The organism is Microbispora sp. CSR-4, assembly GCF_008033685.1.
GTDB lineage: Bacteria > Actinomycetota > Actinomycetes > Streptosporangiales > Streptosporangiaceae > Microbispora.
This window is the reverse complement of record NZ_VJVX01000057.1, coordinates 19559-37596: the sequence shown is the minus strand read 5'-3', so window position 1 is coordinate 37596 and position 18038 is coordinate 19559. Positions and strand designations below refer to the sequence as shown.

Genomic DNA, 18038 nt, shown 5'->3' with positions numbered 1-18038 from the left:
TTCCGGTCTTGATCGTTTTAAGATCAGGCGAGCGCTTCGACCATGGTCTTGAGCGCGTTCAGGAAGAGGGCGGCGTCCCTGCCGTTGATCAGGCGGTGATCGTAGGCCAGGCCGACGTCGGCGAGGGTTCCGTCGCGCGGCCCGGGGACGGCGAGCGCGCAGACGGTGCCGGGATAGACGAACGGGATCGCCAGCACCACCCCGTGCTCGGTGTGCAGGGTGACGACGAAGTTGGCGCCGGACAGGTCGCCTTCCGTGAACTCGCCGGTGGTGGCGGCCAGCCGGTGCTTCATGAGGATGGTCGCGATGTCCTTCGTCGTACGGCTCGCCGCGTCGTGGACGACGGGGACGTACAGCCCCTCGCCGACGTCGACGGTGACGCCGATGTTGGGGACCTCGGACAGCAGCGCCCGGTCGGCGCCGTTCCCAGTGGCCTCGTCCACAGTGGCGAAGAACAACGGGAACCGCTCGTGCAGGCCCGCGACGGCCTGCACGAACACCTCCGCGAGCCCCACCGGGCGGCGGATCTCCCTCGTCGTGGCCCGCGCGTACTCCAGCGCCGGACCGAGATCCATGCGCACCACGGCGTACGCGGCGGGGATGGTCCGGCGGGACAGCTCGACGGACCTGGCCACGGCCCGCTGCACCCGCGAAAGCCGGTGCTCGCCACGGGTCTCGCCGCCGGAGGGGGCGGCGGCCAGGCGTTCGACGTCGGCCCGCCGCACGACGGCGACGCCGAGCGCCCTGACCCGGTCGAGGCCGATGCCGAGCTCGTCGATGAGCGCCTGCGCGGGAGCCGTGATGAGCGGCGCCGGCTCGTCGGCCGCGGCCTGCTGTTCCGCGGCCTGCGCGGCCGGGGCCGGAGCGTCGCGCTCGGGCGGGCCCGGAGCGTCGCCGATCGCGGCGATCACGTCGTCCGGGCGGCACCAGACTCCCGGCCGCAGCCGATGCCGCAACACCCCGGCGGCGCCCGCGGTGAGCTCCTCGGCGGCCTTGGACGTCTCCACCAGCGCGACCGCGTCGTCCTCCGCGACCTGCGCGCCGTCGGGGGCGAGCCACTCGACCAGGAGATATTCGGTGTCGTTGTTGTTCAGCTTCGGCACGCGGAGCTCAGCCACGCAGGGCCTCCCTGATCGCGCTGTGGATCGTGGACCCGTTCACGAGGGCCGCCCGTTCGAGGTGCGCGGCCGTGGGGATGACCCCGCCGGCGGAGTGAATCAGCGTGACCGGCTGGGCCAGCCGCCCCCAGTGCCTCCGGTGGACGACGTGGGCCACCTCGGCGCCCCATGTCCCCCCTGCGGTGCTCTCCTCGACGACGAACACCCGGCGCGCCGCCCGGATGTCCGCGTCGGCGTCATCCGGCAGGTCGAACGGATAGAGCCTGGACGGCACCAGCAGCGTGCAGGCGATCTCGTCCCCGACCAGCAGCGAGCGCATCGCGGCCAGCGTCCGGTGCGCCACCCCGCCGGGGGCGATGACCACGCAGTCGGGCGGGCCGTCGATGGACACCCTGGCCACGCCGCCGGAGACCGCCACCGAGAACGGCGGCTCCACGACACCCATCGGGCGCGTGTAGAGCACCTTGTCCTCGAAGAACACGCACGGCTCCGCCCGGGCGAACATCTCCTCGAACACGGCCAGGTTGTCGTGGAACGGCGACAGCTCATAGACGGCCAGGTTGGGGATGCCCACGAAGTGTTTCTGCAGGCTCTGGCTGTGGGTGGGCCCATAACCACGCCCGCCGCCGACCGGGCAGCGCACGACCATGCGCATCGGCAGGCGCGAGCCGTACATGGAGACCGATTTCGACGCGAAGTTGAGCAACTGGTCGAAGGCGAGCGCGGCGAAGTCGCCGAACATGATCTCCACGATCGCCAGGTCTCCCGACAGCGCGAGCCCGGCGGCGATGCCGGTGACGGCGTTCTCACTGATCGGGGTCGACAGGACGCGGTCGGGGAAGCCGGTGGACAGCCCTCGGGTGATCTTGAAGGCGCCGCCGTACGGATCGGCGACGTCCTCTCCCAGCACGTAGAGGTCCGGCTCCCGGGCGAGCAGGGCGGCCAGCGCCGCGTTCAGGTTCTCCGCGACCCTCACGACCGCTCCCATCGCGCCGCCTCCCACTGGGACTGCCCCCGCGCCGTGACCTCGGCGGCGACCGCGTCGATGTGCGCGCGGGCCTCCGCGTCGAGCCTCCGGAAGCGGCCGGGGCAGGCCGCCGCGCACCGCGCGTACCAGTCCTGCTCGCGCAATGCCTGTACGGCCTGGGCGGGCCGGGTGTCGTCGCCCTTGCTGTGCGGCCCGAGGCGCCGGGTGACGAACTCGACCACGAGCGGTGTCGAGCGGGAGCGGACCCGCGCAACGAGAGGTTCGAGCGTGCGGCGGATCTCGGCGACGTCTGAGGTGCCGACCAGGTGGTGGTCGATGCCGAACGCCGCCGCCCGGCCCGCGATGCTCCCCGCCAGGTGCCGCGACGTGGGCGTCGACTGGGCGATGCCGTTGTTCTCGACCACGACGAGCAGCGGCAGCGCCCACAGGGACGCGATGTTCAGCGCCTCGTAGACCGCGCCCTCGCCGAACGTGCCGTCGCCGACGTACACGCAGGCGAGACGGCCGGGCTCGGCCCGCTTGAGGTGCAGCGCGACGCCCGTGGCGACGGGCAGGCTCTCGCCCTGCACACCTGTGGACAGGAACCGGTCTCTGCGGATGTGCTGGCTGCCGCCGACCCCGGCGCAGACGGCCCCCTCCCTGCCCATGATCTCCGCGAGCAGCCCGGCGGGGTCGCGGAAGCGTGTCAGGTAGTGTCCGTGCCCGCGGTGGTTGCTGAACACGTGGTCACGCGGGTCGAGCAGCGCCTCGATGGCGACCGGGATGTACTCCTGCCCGAGGCAGGTGTGGGTCGTGCCGTTGAGCAGGCCCCTGCCGTAGAGGTCGAGCAGCTTCAGCTCGAACGCCCGGATCATCAGCATGAGCGAGAGATCGGCGTCGTCCGGCGCTCGCGCGGGCGAGGCGTCCGGATCGGCCGTGGCGGGCCGCGTCATCCGCGGATCACCTGGAGCACACCGGCGATCGTCGGGTTGTCGAAGAAGTCGTCCAGGTCGACCTCCACACCCAGCCGCTTGCGCATGCGGGCGATGATCTGCGTGATGGTCAGCGAGTGGCCGCCGAGCTCGAAGATGTCGTCGTGCGGCTCGATCGGAGCGAGCTTGAGCACCTCCTCCCAGATGGCGCGGATCTCGGCCGCCAGCGGGTCGTCGAGATCCACGTCGGCGCCGCCGTCCTCCGGCGCCGCCTCCGCTGTCGAGGAGCCGGGGACGGGCCAGGCGACCACGGGCCCCCGGGTCGGCAGCATCTCCAGGGGCCGGGCGGGGTCCTGGGCGATCGCCGCCAGCACCGCCCGCAGGTCGTCGGCGAATCCGGCCGGGTCGGTCAGCTCGCCGAGGTCGTAACGCAGACTCGCGCTCATTCCCGTCGCCGGGTCGTCGCCCGTACGGACTGCGGGGTCGAGGACCTGGAGTTGCAGGGCCCCGCGCACCGCGTGGTTGAACGCCAGCCAGTCGACCTCGCCGAACCCTGCGGTCGCACCTGTGGTCAACGGGCCTCGGCGGTAGCTGACCGACACGGGAGCCAGCGCCGCGTGCGGCTTGAGCCCGGCGACCACCCTGGCCAGCGGGACCTCGCGATAGGCGTACAGGCTCCTGAGCTCGGCGCGCAGCGCGGCGGCGAACGTCACGAACGGCGCGTCGGCCGGCGGGCTGGAGAAGACCGGCAGCTCGTTGACGAAGGGGCCGATGTGTCCCTCCGCCTCGGCGGTGCGGGTCGACAGGTCGACCGCGGTGACGACGTCGGCGTTGCCGTACGACATGAGGAGCGCGTGCAGCGCCGCGAGCAGCACCTCGAACCTGGTCAGACCGGGCAGGGCGGGAACGTCGAGCGGGAACTCCAGCAGGCGTCCCGGACCGCCCCGGCGGGAGCGCAGCGCCCCTCCCGGCACGACCACCTCGCCCGGGTCGCGCCATCTGTCCGCCCAGAACGCGCGTGCCTCGCCGAGCAGGGCCGCCACCCGCTCCCGCTGCCCCTCCGCATAATCCAAGGGAGCGAGCGGCGGCGGCACGGCGCCGGTCGCGAAGGCGGCGAGATCGGCCACCAGGACGTCCTTGGACCCGCCGTCGAAGACCAGGTGGTGGGCGACGACCACGAGGGTGTCGCCGACGAGCGTGAAGCGGACGAGCGGGCCGTTCTCCAGGTCGAAGGGCCGCACGACGGCCTCCTCCACCGACTCGCCCGTCTCCAGCGACGGAAGCCGGGCGGCGGGCACCAGGTGGGGCACGCCGTCGTGCTCGCGCACGGCCCGGCCCAGCAGCGGATGCCGCTCGACCACCCGCGCGCACGCCGCGGCCAGCACGGCGGGATCGGGAGCCGACGAGCCGTCGAAGCGGATCACGATCGGCATGTGGTAGGCCGACCCCGCCCCCATCCGCTCGGTGACCCACATCCCATGCTGGGCGAACGAGACCTGCGTCATGGTGCGACCTCTCGGAGTGAGCGCTTGTCGACCTTGCCGCCGTTGTTGCGGGGCAGGGCGTCGAGGGTGATGAGCCGTACGGGAAGCTCGTGCGGGGCCAGCAGGTCCTTCAGGAAGATCCGCAGCTCCTCGTGAGCTACGGTCCCGACGACGGCGACCGCGACGGCCTTGCCGAGGGTGGGGTGCGGCACCCCGAAGGCGGCCGCCTCGACCACGCCGGGATGGCGGTGCACGGCCTCCTCTACGTGGATGGTGGACACCTTGTAGGCCCCCGACTTGATCACGTCGCTCTCGCGGTCGACCAGGTAGAGGTAGCCGTCGTCGTCGAGGTAGCCGAGGTCTCCCATGCGCACCCAGCCGCCGCGGAAGACCTCGCCGGTGGCGGCCTCGTCGCCGTAGTAGGCGCGGGTGGCGGCCGGCGACCGCATCCAGACCTCGCCGGTGGCGGCCTCGTCGCCGTAGTAGGCGCGGGTGGCGGCCGGCGACCGCATCCAGACCTCGCCGGTCGTGCCGGGCGGCAGCGCCCCGCCGTCCGCCGCGGCGATCCGCACGGCCCCGCCGGAGACCGGGCGGCCCACGCTCGACGGCCGCTCGGGATCGTAGATCATCACGGTCTGCGCGGGCGCGGCCTCGGTCGAGGTGTAGTAGTTCGTGATCGTCGCGTTGGGGAAGGCGGCGCAGAGATCGCCCGCGACCCGCGCGGGCAGCGGCGCCGCCGCCGAGCCGAGCAGCAGCACGCTCGACAGGTCGTGCCTGGCCTGCACCCCGGCGGCGAGCATCTCGATCGCCATGGCGGGCACCACGAAGACCGTGCCCGCCCGGTAGTGCTCGATCAGCGCGGCGAACCTGCCGGGCGTGAACCGCGGCAGCGTCACCACCTCGGGATGCGCGTCCACGGCGTTGACCAGCATCCACTGGCCGGCGTTGGTGCCGATGGGGAACGCGTGCGCGAGATGCCGTGAGTGGGTGAACGGCCTGCGGCGGCCCCCGCAACCGTGGGCCAGGTTCGCGTGGGTGGCGGCGACCCCCTTGGGCCGTCCCGTGGTGCCGGATGTGTAGAGGATCTGCGCCGGGTCGCCGGGCCCCACCGGTTCGAGGTCCCCGCATCCGCCGTCTCCGCCGCTCTCGGCTCCTTCGGCGTACGGCACCTCGCCCGGCCGCAGCACCGCCGTCGCGCCGCAGTGCGCGAGCATCGCGTCGACGTCGGCGGCGGCCAGGCGGTCCGAGAGCGGCACGGCGACCGCCCCCGCGTCGAGGACGCCGAAGAAGGCGACCGCGTAGTCCAGCCAGTCGCCGTTGCCGAACACGAGGCCGACCCGGTCGCCGCGCCCGATCCCCCGGCCGCGCAGCGCCCGGGCCACGCCGCGGGCCCGGTGCTCCCATTCGCCGAAGGTCAGCGAGCCCGCGCCGTGCACGGTCATCGCCACCCGGCCGGGATCGGCGGCGGCCCGCTCCCGGAGCAGGCCGGGAAGAGTCTTGCTCACGATCGGCTCCCGGAGTCGCCAGGTCGAGAATCGCCGGATCAGAGGCCGTGATCTATCCGACTTCTAATAAGAAAGTTTACTAATTAAAACTCTTGCGCCAGTCTGACATGAGCCCGCCGAAAGGGGCAACCCCCCGAGTTCGCGCCGCCGGAGAAGCCTTGCGGGTGGCCGAAGACTCGTGGAACACTGCGGCCAACCCGCAAACTGTTAAGAAGCTTTCCAGAAGGCCACCTGCCCGGGGGTAGGCACGTGAAGACAGGTCCGCTGTCCCGTGGTCAGGAACGACTCTGGTTTCTGAACCAGCTCGATCCCGACGATCCCTCGTACAACACCGCCTACGCCTACCGGCTGCGCGGGGAGCTCGACATCCCGGCACTCGAAGCCGCCTTCACCGCGGTCGCCGCCAGGCACGACGCGCTGCGCACGCGCTTCGTGCAGGCCGGCGGGCGGCCGACGGCCGTCGTGGAGCCGCCCGGCCCGGTGACGATCGAGCAGGTCGCGGCGGGATCGGAGGACGAGGCCGCGCGGATCGTCCGCGCCCGCACCAACGCCGCGTTCGACCTCGCCGCGCGGCCGCCGTTCCGGGTCACGCTGGTGCGCCTCGGCCCGGCCGACCACGTGCTCTGCGTCGTGTTGCACCACATCAACGGCGACGGCTGGTCGCTCAACGTGCTGCGGAACGAGGTGGCCGACCACTACGCGGGACGGCCGCTTCCCGAGGCCCTCCCGCCCCAGTACGGCGACCACGTGCCGGGCCTCGACGACTCTGCCGATCTGGACTGGTGGGTGTCGCGGCTGGCCGGGGCGCCCGTCCTGGAGCTGCCCGCCGACCGGCCGCGCCCGGCGACGCGGAGCACGGCGGGGGGGGGGGGCCGTTTCCGCATCCCGCCCGAGCTGGCGGCACGAGTGGCGGAGGCGGCCAGGCAGGCGCGCTGCACGCCCTACATGCTGCTGCTCGCGGCCTACCAGGTGCTGCTCTCCCGGCACAGCGGCCAGACGGACTTCTGTGTGGGCACCCCCTCGGCAGGCCGCGACAGCACCGAGCTGGAGCAGATGATCGGCTATCTGTCGACCACCATGGTGCTCCGCTGCGACCTGTCCGGGGCGCCGAGCTTCGGCGACCTGCTCCGCCGCACCCGCCGGGCCGTCCTCGACGGGCTCGCCCATCGGGACGTGTCGTTCGAGCGGCTGATCGGCGTGCTCGGCGTGGAGCGCGACCCGAGCAGGACACCGCTGTTCCAGACCATGTTCGCGCTGCACACCCACGGCGACGTGGCCGATCCGGTGCCGGGCGTGGCCGCCGAGCCGTTCCCGCTCGGCTGGCACCCCGCGAGGGTCGACCTGTCGCTCGACCTGTTCGCGGAGGACGACGGCGGCGTGCTCGGCGTCGCCATCTACAGCGAGGAGCTCTTCGACCACGAGACGGTCGAGCTGATGACCGAGCGCTATCTCGTGCTGCTCGCCGCCGCGGTCGCGGACCCCACACTGCCCGTGGGACGGCTCGGCCTGCTCACCGGACGGGAGCGGGCCAGGCTCGCCGCGTGGAACGACACCACCGCCGAGCTGCCCGCGCTCACGCTGGTCGACCTGGTGCTCGACCGGGTGGCCGCCGCACCCGACGCGGTCGCGGTGGTCGCCGAAGACCGGGAGCTCACCTATCGCGAGCTGGCCGTACGGGCGGCGGGGCTGGCGGCGCGACTGCGCGGCCGGGGCGTCGGGCGCGGCAGCGTGGTCGCGGTGCGCATGTCGCGCGGCCCGGACATGATCGTGGCGCTGCTCGGCGTCGCCATGTCGGGTGCGGCCTACCTGCCGGTCGATCCCGACTATCCGGCGTCCCGCGTGGCGTACATGATCGAGGACTCGGGCGCGGCTCTCGTCCTCACCGACGCCGACCTCTTCTCAGACGAAGCGCCTGCCGACGTTCCCGGCAGACCCTCGCCGGACGACACCGCCTACGTGCTCTACACCTCCGGCTCGACGGGACGGCCGAAGGGCGTGGTGGTGCCCCACCGCGCGCTCACCAACTTCCTGCTCGCCATGCGCGACCTGGTCGGATCGACGCCCTCGGACGTCTGGCTCGCGCTCACCTCGCTGTCGTTCGACATCTCCGCGCTGGAGCTCTACCTGCCGCTGGTCACCGGCGGCCGGGTGGTCGTCGCCGGTGCGGAGACCGCACGCGACGGCGCGGCGCTCGCCCGGCTGATCGCGGACGCGGGCGTGACCCACGTGCAGGCCACGCCATCGGGCTGGCGGGTGCTGCTCGCGGGCGGCCTCCCGCCGGTGGTCGCCCTCGCCGGGGGCGAGCCGCTCCCGCTCGCGCTCGCCGCCGAGCTGCGGGCACGCGTGAGCAGGCTCGTCAACATGTACGGCCCGACCGAGACCACCATCTGGTCGACCGCCTGGGAGGTGCCCGAGCGGCCCGGACGGGTGACCATCGGCCGGCCGATCGCGAACACCACCGTCCATGTGGTCGACGCCGAAGGTGCTCAGGTGCCCATCGGCGTGCCCGGTGAGCTGCTGATCGGCGGCGCAGGCGTCGCGACCGGCTATCTCGGCCGTCCGGAGCTCACGGCGGAGCGGTTCGTACGGCACGGCTCGGAGCGCGTCTACCGCACCGGCGATGTCGTCAAGTGGCTGGCGGACGGCACGCTGGAGTTCCTCGGCCGCACGGACAACCAGGTCAAGCTGCGCGGGCACCGCGTCGAGCTGGGCGAGATCGAGGCCGTGCTCGAAGCGCATCCGGCCGTCCGCCAGGCGGTGGCCGCCGTACGCGACGACCTGCTCGTGGCCTTCATCGTCCCCGGCGGTGCTGGGCCACTTGATGACCTTCGGCGGCACGTCGCGGGGCAGCTCCCCGGCTACATGGTCCCAGCGACATTCGTGACGCTCGACGCGCTGCCGCTCACCCCGAACGGCAAGGTCGACAGGAAGGCCCTGCCACACCCACAGGCCGCCAAGCCGGCCGGGATGCCGCCGCGCACGGACGCCGAGCGGCTCGTGGCCGGGGTCTTCGCCGAGGTGCTCGGCGTCGAGAACGTCGGCGCGGACGACGACTTCTTCGCGCTCGGCGGTCACTCGCTGCTGGCCACCATGGTCACCGCCAGGCTGCCGGTGCGCATCCCGGTGCGCGAGCTGTTCACCCGCCCGACCGTCGCGGCGCTGGCCGAGCTGCTCGACGAGGCCCTCTCACGCGACCAGGATTGCGGCGACGGCCCGCGCCCCCGCCCGGCCGGAGAGCCCGCGCCGCTCTCCCCCGGCCAGGAACGGCTCTGGTTCCTGCACCGGCTCGACCCGGACGACGCGTCGTACGCCATGTGGATCGTGCGGCGGCTGCGCGGCCCGCTCGACGTGGCGGCACTCGAACGGGCCCTGGCCGCGCTGGTCGCCAGGCACGAGAGCCTGCGTACGCGGTTTCCCGAGGTCGACGGCGCCCCGGTCGCGGTGGTCGAGCCGCCGGGGCCGGTGCCCGTCGAGGCGATCTCGGCCACCGACGTCGCGCACGCGGAGGCGCTGGTCGCCGAGCGCACGAACGCGCCGTTCGACCTCGCCTCCCGGCCGCCGCTGCGCGCGACGCTGATCCGCCTCTCGCCCGACGACCACGTCTTGTGCGTGGTGCTCCACCACATGCTGGGCGACGGCTGGTCGCTGAACGTCATGCTGGACGAACTGGCCCGGCTCTACTCGGGCGAACGGCTCGATCCGCTGCCCCTTCAGTTCGGCGACGTCGCCCGATGGCAGCGCGAGCGCGACCAGGAGGAACTCGCCGCCTACTGGGGCGAGCGGCTGGCCGGCGCGGCCCCGCTCGACCTGCCGGCCGACCGGCCGCGCAGCTCACCGCCGATGAGGAAGGGCGGCTTCCACACGTTCCGGCTGCCGGCCGAGGACGTGGCGCGGCTGGCCGAGCAGGGCAGGGAACACGGCGCGACGCTGTTCATGACCCTGCTGACCGCCTACCGGGCGGTGCTCGCCGCGCAGAGCGGGCAGCGCGACGTCACGATCGCCACCGTCGCCTCCGGCAGAGACCGGGTCGAGTTCGAGCGCGTGGTCGGCTACTTCGCCGACGTCCTGCTGATCCGCACCTCGCCAGATCACACGGACCGGCCTTCGAGTTTCGGGGAGTCGCTGGAGCGCACCCGCGACGCGGCCCTGTCGGCGTTCGAGCATCAGGGCGTCCCGTTCGAACGGCTGCGCGTGCCCGCCTTCCAGACGATGGCGATCCTGCACAACCAGGACACCGGCGCCGCACCGGCCGCCTTCTCCGGGCTGGTGACCGAGCCGTTCGCGCACGGCTTCGAACAGGTCAAGTTCGACCTGATGCTGGAGGCGTGGCAGGACGAGCGCGAGCTGCTCGTCGTGCTCTCCTACGACGCCGCGCTGTTCGACCCCGGCACCATCGAGACGATGGCGGCCCGGCTTGAGCGGGTGCTGCGGCAGGACTTCGCCGCGCCCCCGGAGCTGGTCACCCCGGCCGAGGAGTCCCGCCTGCTGGAGATCGGCCGCGGGCCCGAGGTCATCCCTGAGCCGTACGTCCCCGAGCTGGTGGCCGCGGCCGTACGCGCCCACCGGGACTCGTGCGCGGTGGGCGACCTGACCTATGGCGAGCTGGACGCGCGCGCCGCAGAGCTGGCCGCGCTGCTGCAGGCGCGCGGCGTCGGCCCGGGTGACGTCGTGGGCGTCCTCCTCGGCCGTACGCCCGACTCCGTCGCCGCGCTGCTCGCGGTCTGGCGGGCCGGGGCGGCCTACCTTCCGCTCGACCCCGCCCTTCCGGGCGAGCGGCTGGCGTTCATGCTCGGCGACAGCGCCGCCGCACTCGTCCTGACCTCCGCCGACCTGGCCGCCGACGTGGCTGGGGGGCTGCCGCCGGGCGTCCCGGTGGCGTACGCGTCGGACGCGGTCGCCGGGAGCACGCCGCTGCCCGTGCCGGTCACGGGCGACGCCGCGGCGTACGTGATCTACACGTCCGGATCGACCGGGACGCCGAAGGGCGTGGTCGTGGAGCACCGCAACCTCGCGGCCAGGGTCGCCTGGATGGCCGGGGAGTATGGCCTGGGGCCGGATGACACGGTCGTGCAGTTCGCCTCGCTCGCCTTCGACACGCACGCCGAGGAGATCTATCCGGCGCTGGCCTCGGGCGCCCGCCTGGCGCTCCTGCCGGACGGCGCGGTGACGCTCCCCGACCATCTCGACGGCGTCACCGTGCTGGACCTGCCGACCGCCTACTGGCACCACCTGGTCGACCAGATCGAGTCGATCGCCTGGCCGCCGGGGCTGCGGCTGGTCATCCTGGGCGGGGAGCAGGTGCACGAGGCCGCGGTGACCCGCTGGCGTGAGCGGTTCGGCGACCGGGTGCGGCTGGTCAACACCTACGGCCCGACAGAGGCGACGATCATCGCCACGCTCGCCGAGCTGGACGGCTCCCCCGGGCGTCCGCCGATCGGCAGGCCCATCGGGGACACTCATGTGTACGTGATCGACCCCGACGGGCGGCTCGCTCCCCCCGGCGCCGCCGGTGAGCTGTGCATCGGCGGGGCGGGCGTGGCCCGGGGCTACCTGGGCCGTCCCGAGCCGACCACCGAGCGGTTCACCGACCTGCACGGCGAGCGCGTCTACCGCACCGGAGATCGGGTGCGGTGGCGGCCCGACGGGCAGCTCGAGTTCCTGGGCCGGTTGGACGACCAGGTGAAGGTGCGCGGGTTCCGCATCGAGCCGGCCGAGATCGAGGCGCGCCTGCTGGCCCATCCCGAGGTGGGCGAGGCCGCGGTCGTCGCGATCGGCGACACGCTGGTCGGCTACGTCACCGGATCCGCCGGCTTCACCGAGCTGGCGGAGTTCACCGGCGCGGCGCTGCCGCCGCACATGGTGCCGACCTCCTGGGTGCGGCTCGACCGGCTGCCGCTGACGCCGGGCGGCAAGGTGGACCGGGCCGCGCTGCCCGCCCCGCAGGCCCACCGGGAGGCGTACGTCGCGCCCTGCACCGACGCCGAGGAACTGGTGGCCGAGGTCTTCGGCGACGTGCTCGGGGTCGAGAAGGCCGGGGTGCACGACGACTTCTTCGCGCTCGGCGGCCACTCGCTGCTCGCCGTACGGATCGTCTCGCGGCTGCGCGGCACGACCGGCCTTGAGCTGCCGATCCGCACGCTGTTCACCCATCCCACGGTCGGTGGGCTGGCCCGGGCGGTCGAGGACCTCCTGATCGCCGAGCTCGACGAGATGTCGGACGAGGAGGCGGAACGCCTCACCAAGGAGCTGGAATGATCAAGGAAAGGCTCGCGGAACTCGTCGCGGAGTCGTCCGACGGCGCCGTCACCGCCGATGAGGTGCTGGCCGCGACCGTGCCGCTGTCGGCCCTGGGCGTCACGTCGATCTCGATGCTGCGGCTGATCGACGCGATCGAGTCGGAGTTCGGCGTGGAGTTCGACCTGAGCGACGACGGCATGGGCCTGCTGGACGATTTCGACCGGCTGTCCGCGCACCTGGCGTCCACGGCATCCCGATGAACGTCACCGGCCCGACGCCGTACGTCGAGTTCGCCGGACCGGGACCTTTGACCGGACCGCCGACGGCGCCGTTGACCTGGGGCCAGCGGGCCATCTGGGAGGCGATCGTGCGGACGGCCCCCGACGACCGCTACTTCAACTTCGGCCGCGTGCTGAAGGTGCCGGGCTCCCGCACCGTGGCCGAGGTGTGCGCGGCGCTGGCCGCCCTGATGGCGCGGCACGGTGCTCTGCGTACCCGGATGAGCGGCGCACTTCGCACGACGATGAGCGACGCGTTCCGGGCAACACCCGCGGAGCCCTACCAGCGGCTGGCGGAGAAGGGCCGGCTGCCGGTCGTGGTCACCACCGAAGATCCCGACCGGGTGCTGGACGAGCTGGCGGCGCGGCCGTTCGACTATTTCGGCGAATGGCCGGTGCGGGTGGCGCTGGTGCTCGACGGCGATCGGGTCGCCCACGTGGTGCTGGTCTTCTGCCATCTGGCCGCCGACGGGCTCGGCGCGGAGGTCGCACTGCGCGACCTGCGCATGTTCCTGCTCCGAGGCCCCGGCGTACGACGGCCCGCGGCTTCGCAGCCGCTCGACCTCGCGCACTGGCAGGCCGGTCCCGAGGGACGGCGGGCGGCGGAGACGGCGGCGGCGCACTGGGAGCGCGAATATCGGCGTATTCCACCGACGATGTTTTCCTCCCCGAGCGGATCTCCGGCCGAGCCGCCCATCTGGCGTGCGCTGCTGCGCTCCCCCGCCCTTGAGCTCGCCGTCCGCTCGGTCGCCGCCGAGCACGCCGCCTCGACCTCGACCGTGCTGCTGACGGCCGTGACCGAGCTGGTCGGCAGGTTCACCGGCCACGAGACGTGCGCGGTGCTGCCGATCTCGGCCAACCGGTTCCGCCGCGACACCACGGACATCGTCGCCACGATGTCGCAGGAGGGGCTGTTCACGCTCGACCGCCGGGAGGCGTCCTTCACCGGCCTGCTGCGGGCCGCCGGGCCGGCCGCGCTGCGCGCCTACCGCAGCGCCTACCACGACCCGGCCGACCGCAACCGGATCACCGCCTCCGTGAGCGCCGAGCGTGGTGAGCCGATCCACCCCTACTGCTGCTTCAACGACATGCGCTTCGCCGACCCGGGACCCGCCCGGTGCGACCCGGCCGAGATCACGGCCGCGCTGGCCCGGACGTCGGTGACCTGGCCGATGAGCCAGGACAAGCTCAACTGCCGGTTCTGCGTCCACCTCACGACCGAGGGCGTCTCGCTCACCGCCGACACCCGCTATCTGTCCCGGCCCGATATGGAGCGTTGTCTCCTGGAACTCGAAGCCCTCGTCGTCGAAGCGGCCCTGCGATGACCAGTCCGATGACCGTACGCGCCTATGCCATGTCGACGTCCTGCGTGCAGGGGACATCGCTCGGCTTCGTCCTCGACCACCCGGCGCCCGTGGTGGTGACCGACGCCACCGACGACCGGGTGGTCTTCGAGGGAACCGCCTCCGCGCCCCACTGGGAGCTCGACATCCCCTCCGGCTGGCGCAGCTCGCTCTATCGGGCCCGCTTCGGCCCCGAGCAGCCGTGGCCGTTCGGGCTGCCGGGGACCACGCCGTGCCCGGACAACGAGGTCTACTTCGTGGTGCGGCAGGCCGTGCCCGGCTCGCCGGTGCTGCTGAGCGTCCCCTTCACCACCTGGCAGGCGTACAACAGGGCGGGGGAACCGGGGCAGAGCATCTACTGGACCGAGTCGCCCACGCGGGCCGCGCGGGTGACCTTCGACCGGCCCGGCGGCGGGCCTCCTCCCGAACGCTGGGAGGAGGGGCTGATGCGGTGGCTGCGCCGCGGCGGCTACGACGTCGCCTACTGCTCCAACCTGGACCTCCATGACGGCCTCGATCTTCTGTCCCGCCATCGGCTGCTGATCGTCAACGGGCACGACGAGTATTGGTCGCTCGGGATGCGCGACGCCGTCGAGGAGTTCGTGAGGCGCGGCGGCAACGTTGCCTTCTTTTCCGGCAACACGTGCTGGTGGCAGATCAGGCTCGAAGACGGCGGCCGCACCATGGTGTGCCACCGCGACCCGGTGACCGACCCCATCGCCGCCACCGATCCCCGGCAGACGACCGTCGAGTGGTCGGCCGCGCCGGTGAACCGGCCGGAGAACACGCTGACCGGGGTGAGCTTCCGCGCGGGCGCCGGAGCCTGGGGGCCGCACATGCCGCGCATGCTGGAAGAGTCGTACACCACGCGTTTCGCGGCGCACTGGGTGTTCGAGGGGACGGGGCTGACCGACGGCGACAAGTTCGGCGAGGGCTGCCTGGGCTACGAGACCGACGCCGCGGAGTTCGAGGAGGTCAGCGGGGTGCCCCGGGCGACCGGCAGGGACGGCACGCCCTCGTCGTTCGTCGTCCTCGCCACCGCCGACCTGCGGCACTGGAGCGCGTACGGCCAGGGCGGCATGGCGACCATGGGCGTGTTCACCAGCGGTCTCGGCACGGTCTTCACCGCGGCCACGGTGAACTGGGGCAACGGCCTGCACGATCCCGTCGTCGACCGGATCACCCGCAACGTGGTCGACCGGCTGTCGGCCGCTCCCGGCGAGGAGCGCTGGGACGTCATCGGCCCGCCGGCCGACCTGCGGGCGCTCGCGGTGCTCGGCCGCACGCTGCACGCGGTGAGCGCGGACGGCACGCTGCTGGCCCGGGAGTTGTGCGGCCAGAACCTGCCCTGGCGGCCCGTCGGCCCCGCCGACGACGTACGCGCCCTCGCCGTCCCGCGCGAGGCCGCGGGCGGCGTCGCCGTCGGCCTGTACGGCGTCACGCACGACGGGCGGCTGCTGCGCCACGACGAGCCGGGATGGCAGGAGGCCGGCCCCGCGCCCGGGTCCGCCGTGGGCCTGGCCGTGGCCGACTGCACCTTCTGGGTCGCCACGTCCTGCGGCGGGTTGTGGCGGCGGCCGTTCGGCGGCGACGGCTGGGAGCACGTGGGCTCGTCGGGAGGCGCCGTCGCCCTCGGCGGGATGAACGGCAGGCTCTTCGCCCTCGACTCCGAGGGCCGTCTGCTGACCCGGCTTCCCCCGCCTTCCGCGAGCGACTGGGAGTGCCACGCGGAGGCGGTGCCGGGCACCATGTTCACCACCCACGCCGGGCTCGTCGTCGCCGCCGGACCCGGCACTCCCCTGCGCTGGCGACACGTCTGATCGGAAGATTGCGCCCCCAACGGTCCGCTGAGCGGACCGGGACGTCGCTTCGCCGGCCGCCCCGGATCAGGATGTGACGGCGGTTACTGGCCGGGGTGACATGGGCCGGGGCGAGATGGGCCGGGGCGAGATGGGCCGGGGCGAGATGGGCCGGGGCGAGATGGGGGGACAAGCCGGATGCGCCGATCTCTTGCTTCAGCGTTCGCCGCCCGTCGTTCGATGGCGTACAGGTTGCTCGCCGTCCTCCTGTCGGTCTCCCTTTCCACCACGTCGTGTCTGGACGTGGAGTCCGGGGGCGGCTCGAGTGCCTCGGAGACCGAGAAGGGGCAGGTGCAGGAGCCGAAGAAGGCGAAGCAGCCGAAGGAGCCGGAGAAACCCAAGGGCCCGGTCTGCCCTGCCCCGGGACCCATCACGAGGTCCCAGCTCCCGAGCTTTTCACCGGCGGAGGGGGTCAGTGTGGTCATGCAGAACCCCTGCATCAGCATCGCGGGCCTGGCCGAGGACGTCCTCGGTTTCATCCCCGAAGGGCGCTCCGAGGAGTTCAGGGAGTTCCGCGGCGGGCTCGAGCGCTTCGTCGGCAGGGTGAACGCCGTCAACGACGCGGCGGAGTGCGCCTATGAGACCGACCACCTGGCGCTCGGGGTGTATCACCACGACAGGGCCGCGTGGTCGATCGGCATGGTCGCGGTCGTCCGCGGAGACCTGGACGCGCTGGTCGACACCGGGGTCTGCTGGCTGCTGAGAAGGCTGCCGTTCGACGTCCCCAGGGGAGACGTCCTCAGAGATGACGGTTTCCGTCCCGGCTTCTGTGCCGACGCCGTCACCAGGACGAGCCAGGGCTATCGCTTCACGATCCTGTGGATCGGCTCATCGAACGTCATGTGCAGGAACCTCGCCAACCGCTACACCGCCACCGGGTAAGGCCGCGGACCCGCAACGAACACCCCAGGTTGAGTTCGAGGTTCCACCGGGCCCGGGTAGAGCCCGACCAGGACGCCGCTGCTCGGCCACCACGTGCGTCTAGTGGTTGGGCCGCACGACTCCGATCCATGCCCTCGATGCTCGACGTGAGGCGGGGGAACGCCGCTGGCGACCCCGTCCGACAGATTTCCCGATAAAGCAAGTAGGAAATGTTGACTTCTAGGGCTCGTAGATCTACATTGAGTGTTATGAGCCAGGATTTACCTTTGATCCGGCGCCCTCACGTTGACTTCGGGCACGTCGCCAGCGCGCAGTGTCGCTGATCCCGCCCGTCCGACTCGGCGAGATCGCTGCTGGTACCCGAGTCCTTCCACCTCTCCCGTAGCGACAGATCCAAGGCCGTGGTCGCCTTCACGACCACCAATGTGAACACCCGTGTGCCGCCTACCGCCACGCGGTTCCCCCAGGGGCCCGCGCGACGTGACATGGCGGCGTCCGCGGCATGGCCGCGAGAGGGGAAATCCGATGTGCATCGTGACATCAGAGGGCAGACAACGCACGGCTCCCCGCAGGGAAGGAGCGGGAAGGTGACCGAGACCCTGTCAGGGCGGGCCGTGGACGGCGAGCGGTTCCGCAGAGCGCTGGCGGCGCACGCCGCCGGTGTCGTAGTGATCACCGCTCAGGACGACGAAACCCCCATCGGCCTGACCGCGACGTCGTTCTCCTCGGTGAGCCTGGAGCCGCCGCTGGTCTCCTTCTATGTGAACCAATCCTCGAGCACCTGGCCCCGGTTGCGCTCAGCCGGCCACTTCGCCGTCAACATGCTCACCAGCGACCAGGATGAGCTCGCGGTCAGATTCGCACGCAAGGGCATCGACCGTTTCGCCGAGCCGACTCGCTGGCATCGCGGTCCCTTCGGGGCTCCGCTGCTGAGCGACGCGTCGGTGCACCTGGTCTGCCTGCCGCACACGACGGGCGAAGTGGGCGACCACGTGCTCGTCGTGGGCCTGGTCTGCGAGGCCTCGGTGCACGGCACCAGCCGCCCGCTGCTATACCATCAGGGCCGTTTCGGCCGATTCATCCCCCACCCCTGACTAGCCTGTCTACCCCCTTCCACCCGATCTCCGCCCTGTCGAAGGCATGACCGGCGCCGGCTTCCTCGTCCCTCCCCAGAACCATCCGGCGTCCGGTGTCCGCGCCGCCCCCTGTCGCCGCTCACCCCACCGGCGACGACCCCGGCCTGCCCTTCACACGGCGGCCCCATCACATGGCGGCCCCGTCACACGGCGGCGTCGTGAACATGGCGACGTCGTGAACATGGCGACGCCGACCGATCCTGTGCGCCCGGATCCGTACGCGATCTCCTCGGACTCTGAACGAAACCTCGGGCGCATCCCCACGGGCGGCCTGGTCCGCCCGGACGTCCTGATCCC

General features: G+C 72.4%; 11 protein-coding genes. 6 read left to right on the top strand and 5 right to left on the bottom strand.

Annotation, left to right across the window (positions count from 1 at the left end; genetic code table 11):
* Positions 1-23: 23 nt before the first annotated feature.
* The 5 genes from FLV34_RS31810 to FLV34_RS31790 are packed head-to-tail and all read right to left on the bottom strand — an operon-like array spanning position 24 to position 6006.
* A complete protein-coding gene (locus FLV34_RS31810; protein ID WP_147944854.1) occupies positions 24-1118 on the bottom strand; it encodes a 2-oxo acid dehydrogenase subunit E2 in 1095 nt (364 codons plus the stop codon).
* Positions 1111-2106 carry an alpha-ketoacid dehydrogenase subunit beta gene (locus tag FLV34_RS31805; RefSeq protein WP_187280788.1) on the bottom strand — a complete coding sequence of 332 codons (996 nt, stop codon included), beginning with the start codon at positions 2104-2106 and terminating at the stop codon, positions 1111-1113. Before FLV34_RS31805 ends, FLV34_RS31810 begins: the two co-directional genes overlap by 8 nt.
* Positions 2091-3038 (bottom strand): thiamine pyrophosphate-dependent dehydrogenase E1 component subunit alpha, encoded by a 948-nt coding sequence (locus FLV34_RS31800; RefSeq protein ID WP_147944853.1) that lies wholly within the window; start codon positions 3036-3038, stop codon positions 2091-2093. The genes FLV34_RS31805 and FLV34_RS31800 overlap by 16 nt, the downstream gene beginning before the upstream one ends.
* Positions 3035-4522 carry a condensation domain-containing protein gene (locus FLV34_RS31795; protein ID WP_147944852.1) on the bottom strand — a complete coding sequence of 496 codons (1488 nt, stop codon included), beginning with the start codon at positions 4520-4522 and terminating at the stop codon, positions 3035-3037. Before FLV34_RS31795 ends, FLV34_RS31800 begins: the two co-directional genes overlap by 4 nt.
* Positions 4519-6006, bottom strand: coding sequence for a class I adenylate-forming enzyme family protein (locus tag FLV34_RS31790; RefSeq protein ID WP_261985975.1), 1488 nt, complete (start codon positions 6004-6006; stop codon positions 4519-4521). Before FLV34_RS31790 ends, FLV34_RS31795 begins: the two co-directional genes overlap by 4 nt.
* Before the next feature lie 249 nt (positions 6007-6255).
* Here FLV34_RS31790 and FLV34_RS31785 point away from each other — a divergent pair, with 249 nt between their 5' ends.
* The 6 genes from FLV34_RS31785 (at position 6256) to FLV34_RS31760 (ending at position 17699) form a co-directional block, all read left to right on the top strand.
* The gene (locus FLV34_RS31785; RefSeq protein WP_147944850.1) at positions 6256-12261 is read left to right on the top strand and encodes a non-ribosomal peptide synthetase; all 6006 of its coding nucleotides are present in this window, start codon (positions 6256-6258) and stop codon (positions 12259-12261) included.
* Positions 12258-12503, top strand: coding sequence for an acyl carrier protein (locus tag FLV34_RS31780; RefSeq protein WP_142649325.1), 246 nt, complete (start codon positions 12258-12260; stop codon positions 12501-12503). Before FLV34_RS31785 ends, FLV34_RS31780 begins: the two co-directional genes overlap by 4 nt.
* Positions 12500-13846 carry a condensation domain-containing protein gene (locus FLV34_RS31775; protein ID WP_142649324.1) on the top strand — a complete coding sequence of 449 codons (1347 nt, stop codon included), beginning with the start codon at positions 12500-12502 and terminating at the stop codon, positions 13844-13846. The genes FLV34_RS31780 and FLV34_RS31775 overlap by 4 nt, the downstream gene beginning before the upstream one ends.
* The gene (locus tag FLV34_RS31770) at positions 13843-15684 is read left to right on the top strand and encodes a N,N-dimethylformamidase beta subunit family domain-containing protein (protein ID WP_261985974.1); all 1842 of its coding nucleotides are present in this window, start codon (positions 13843-13845) and stop codon (positions 15682-15684) included. The genes FLV34_RS31775 and FLV34_RS31770 overlap by 4 nt, the downstream gene beginning before the upstream one ends.
* Before the next feature lie 219 nt (positions 15685-15903).
* A complete protein-coding gene (locus tag FLV34_RS31765; protein WP_142649323.1) occupies positions 15904-16605 on the top strand; it encodes a hypothetical protein in 702 nt (233 codons plus the stop codon).
* A gap of 587 nt (positions 16606-17192) precedes the next feature.
* Positions 17193-17699 (top strand): flavin reductase family protein, encoded by a 507-nt coding sequence (locus FLV34_RS31760; RefSeq protein WP_261985973.1) that lies wholly within the window; start codon positions 17193-17195, stop codon positions 17697-17699.
* The last annotated feature ends 339 nt before the right edge of the window (positions 17700-18038 follow it).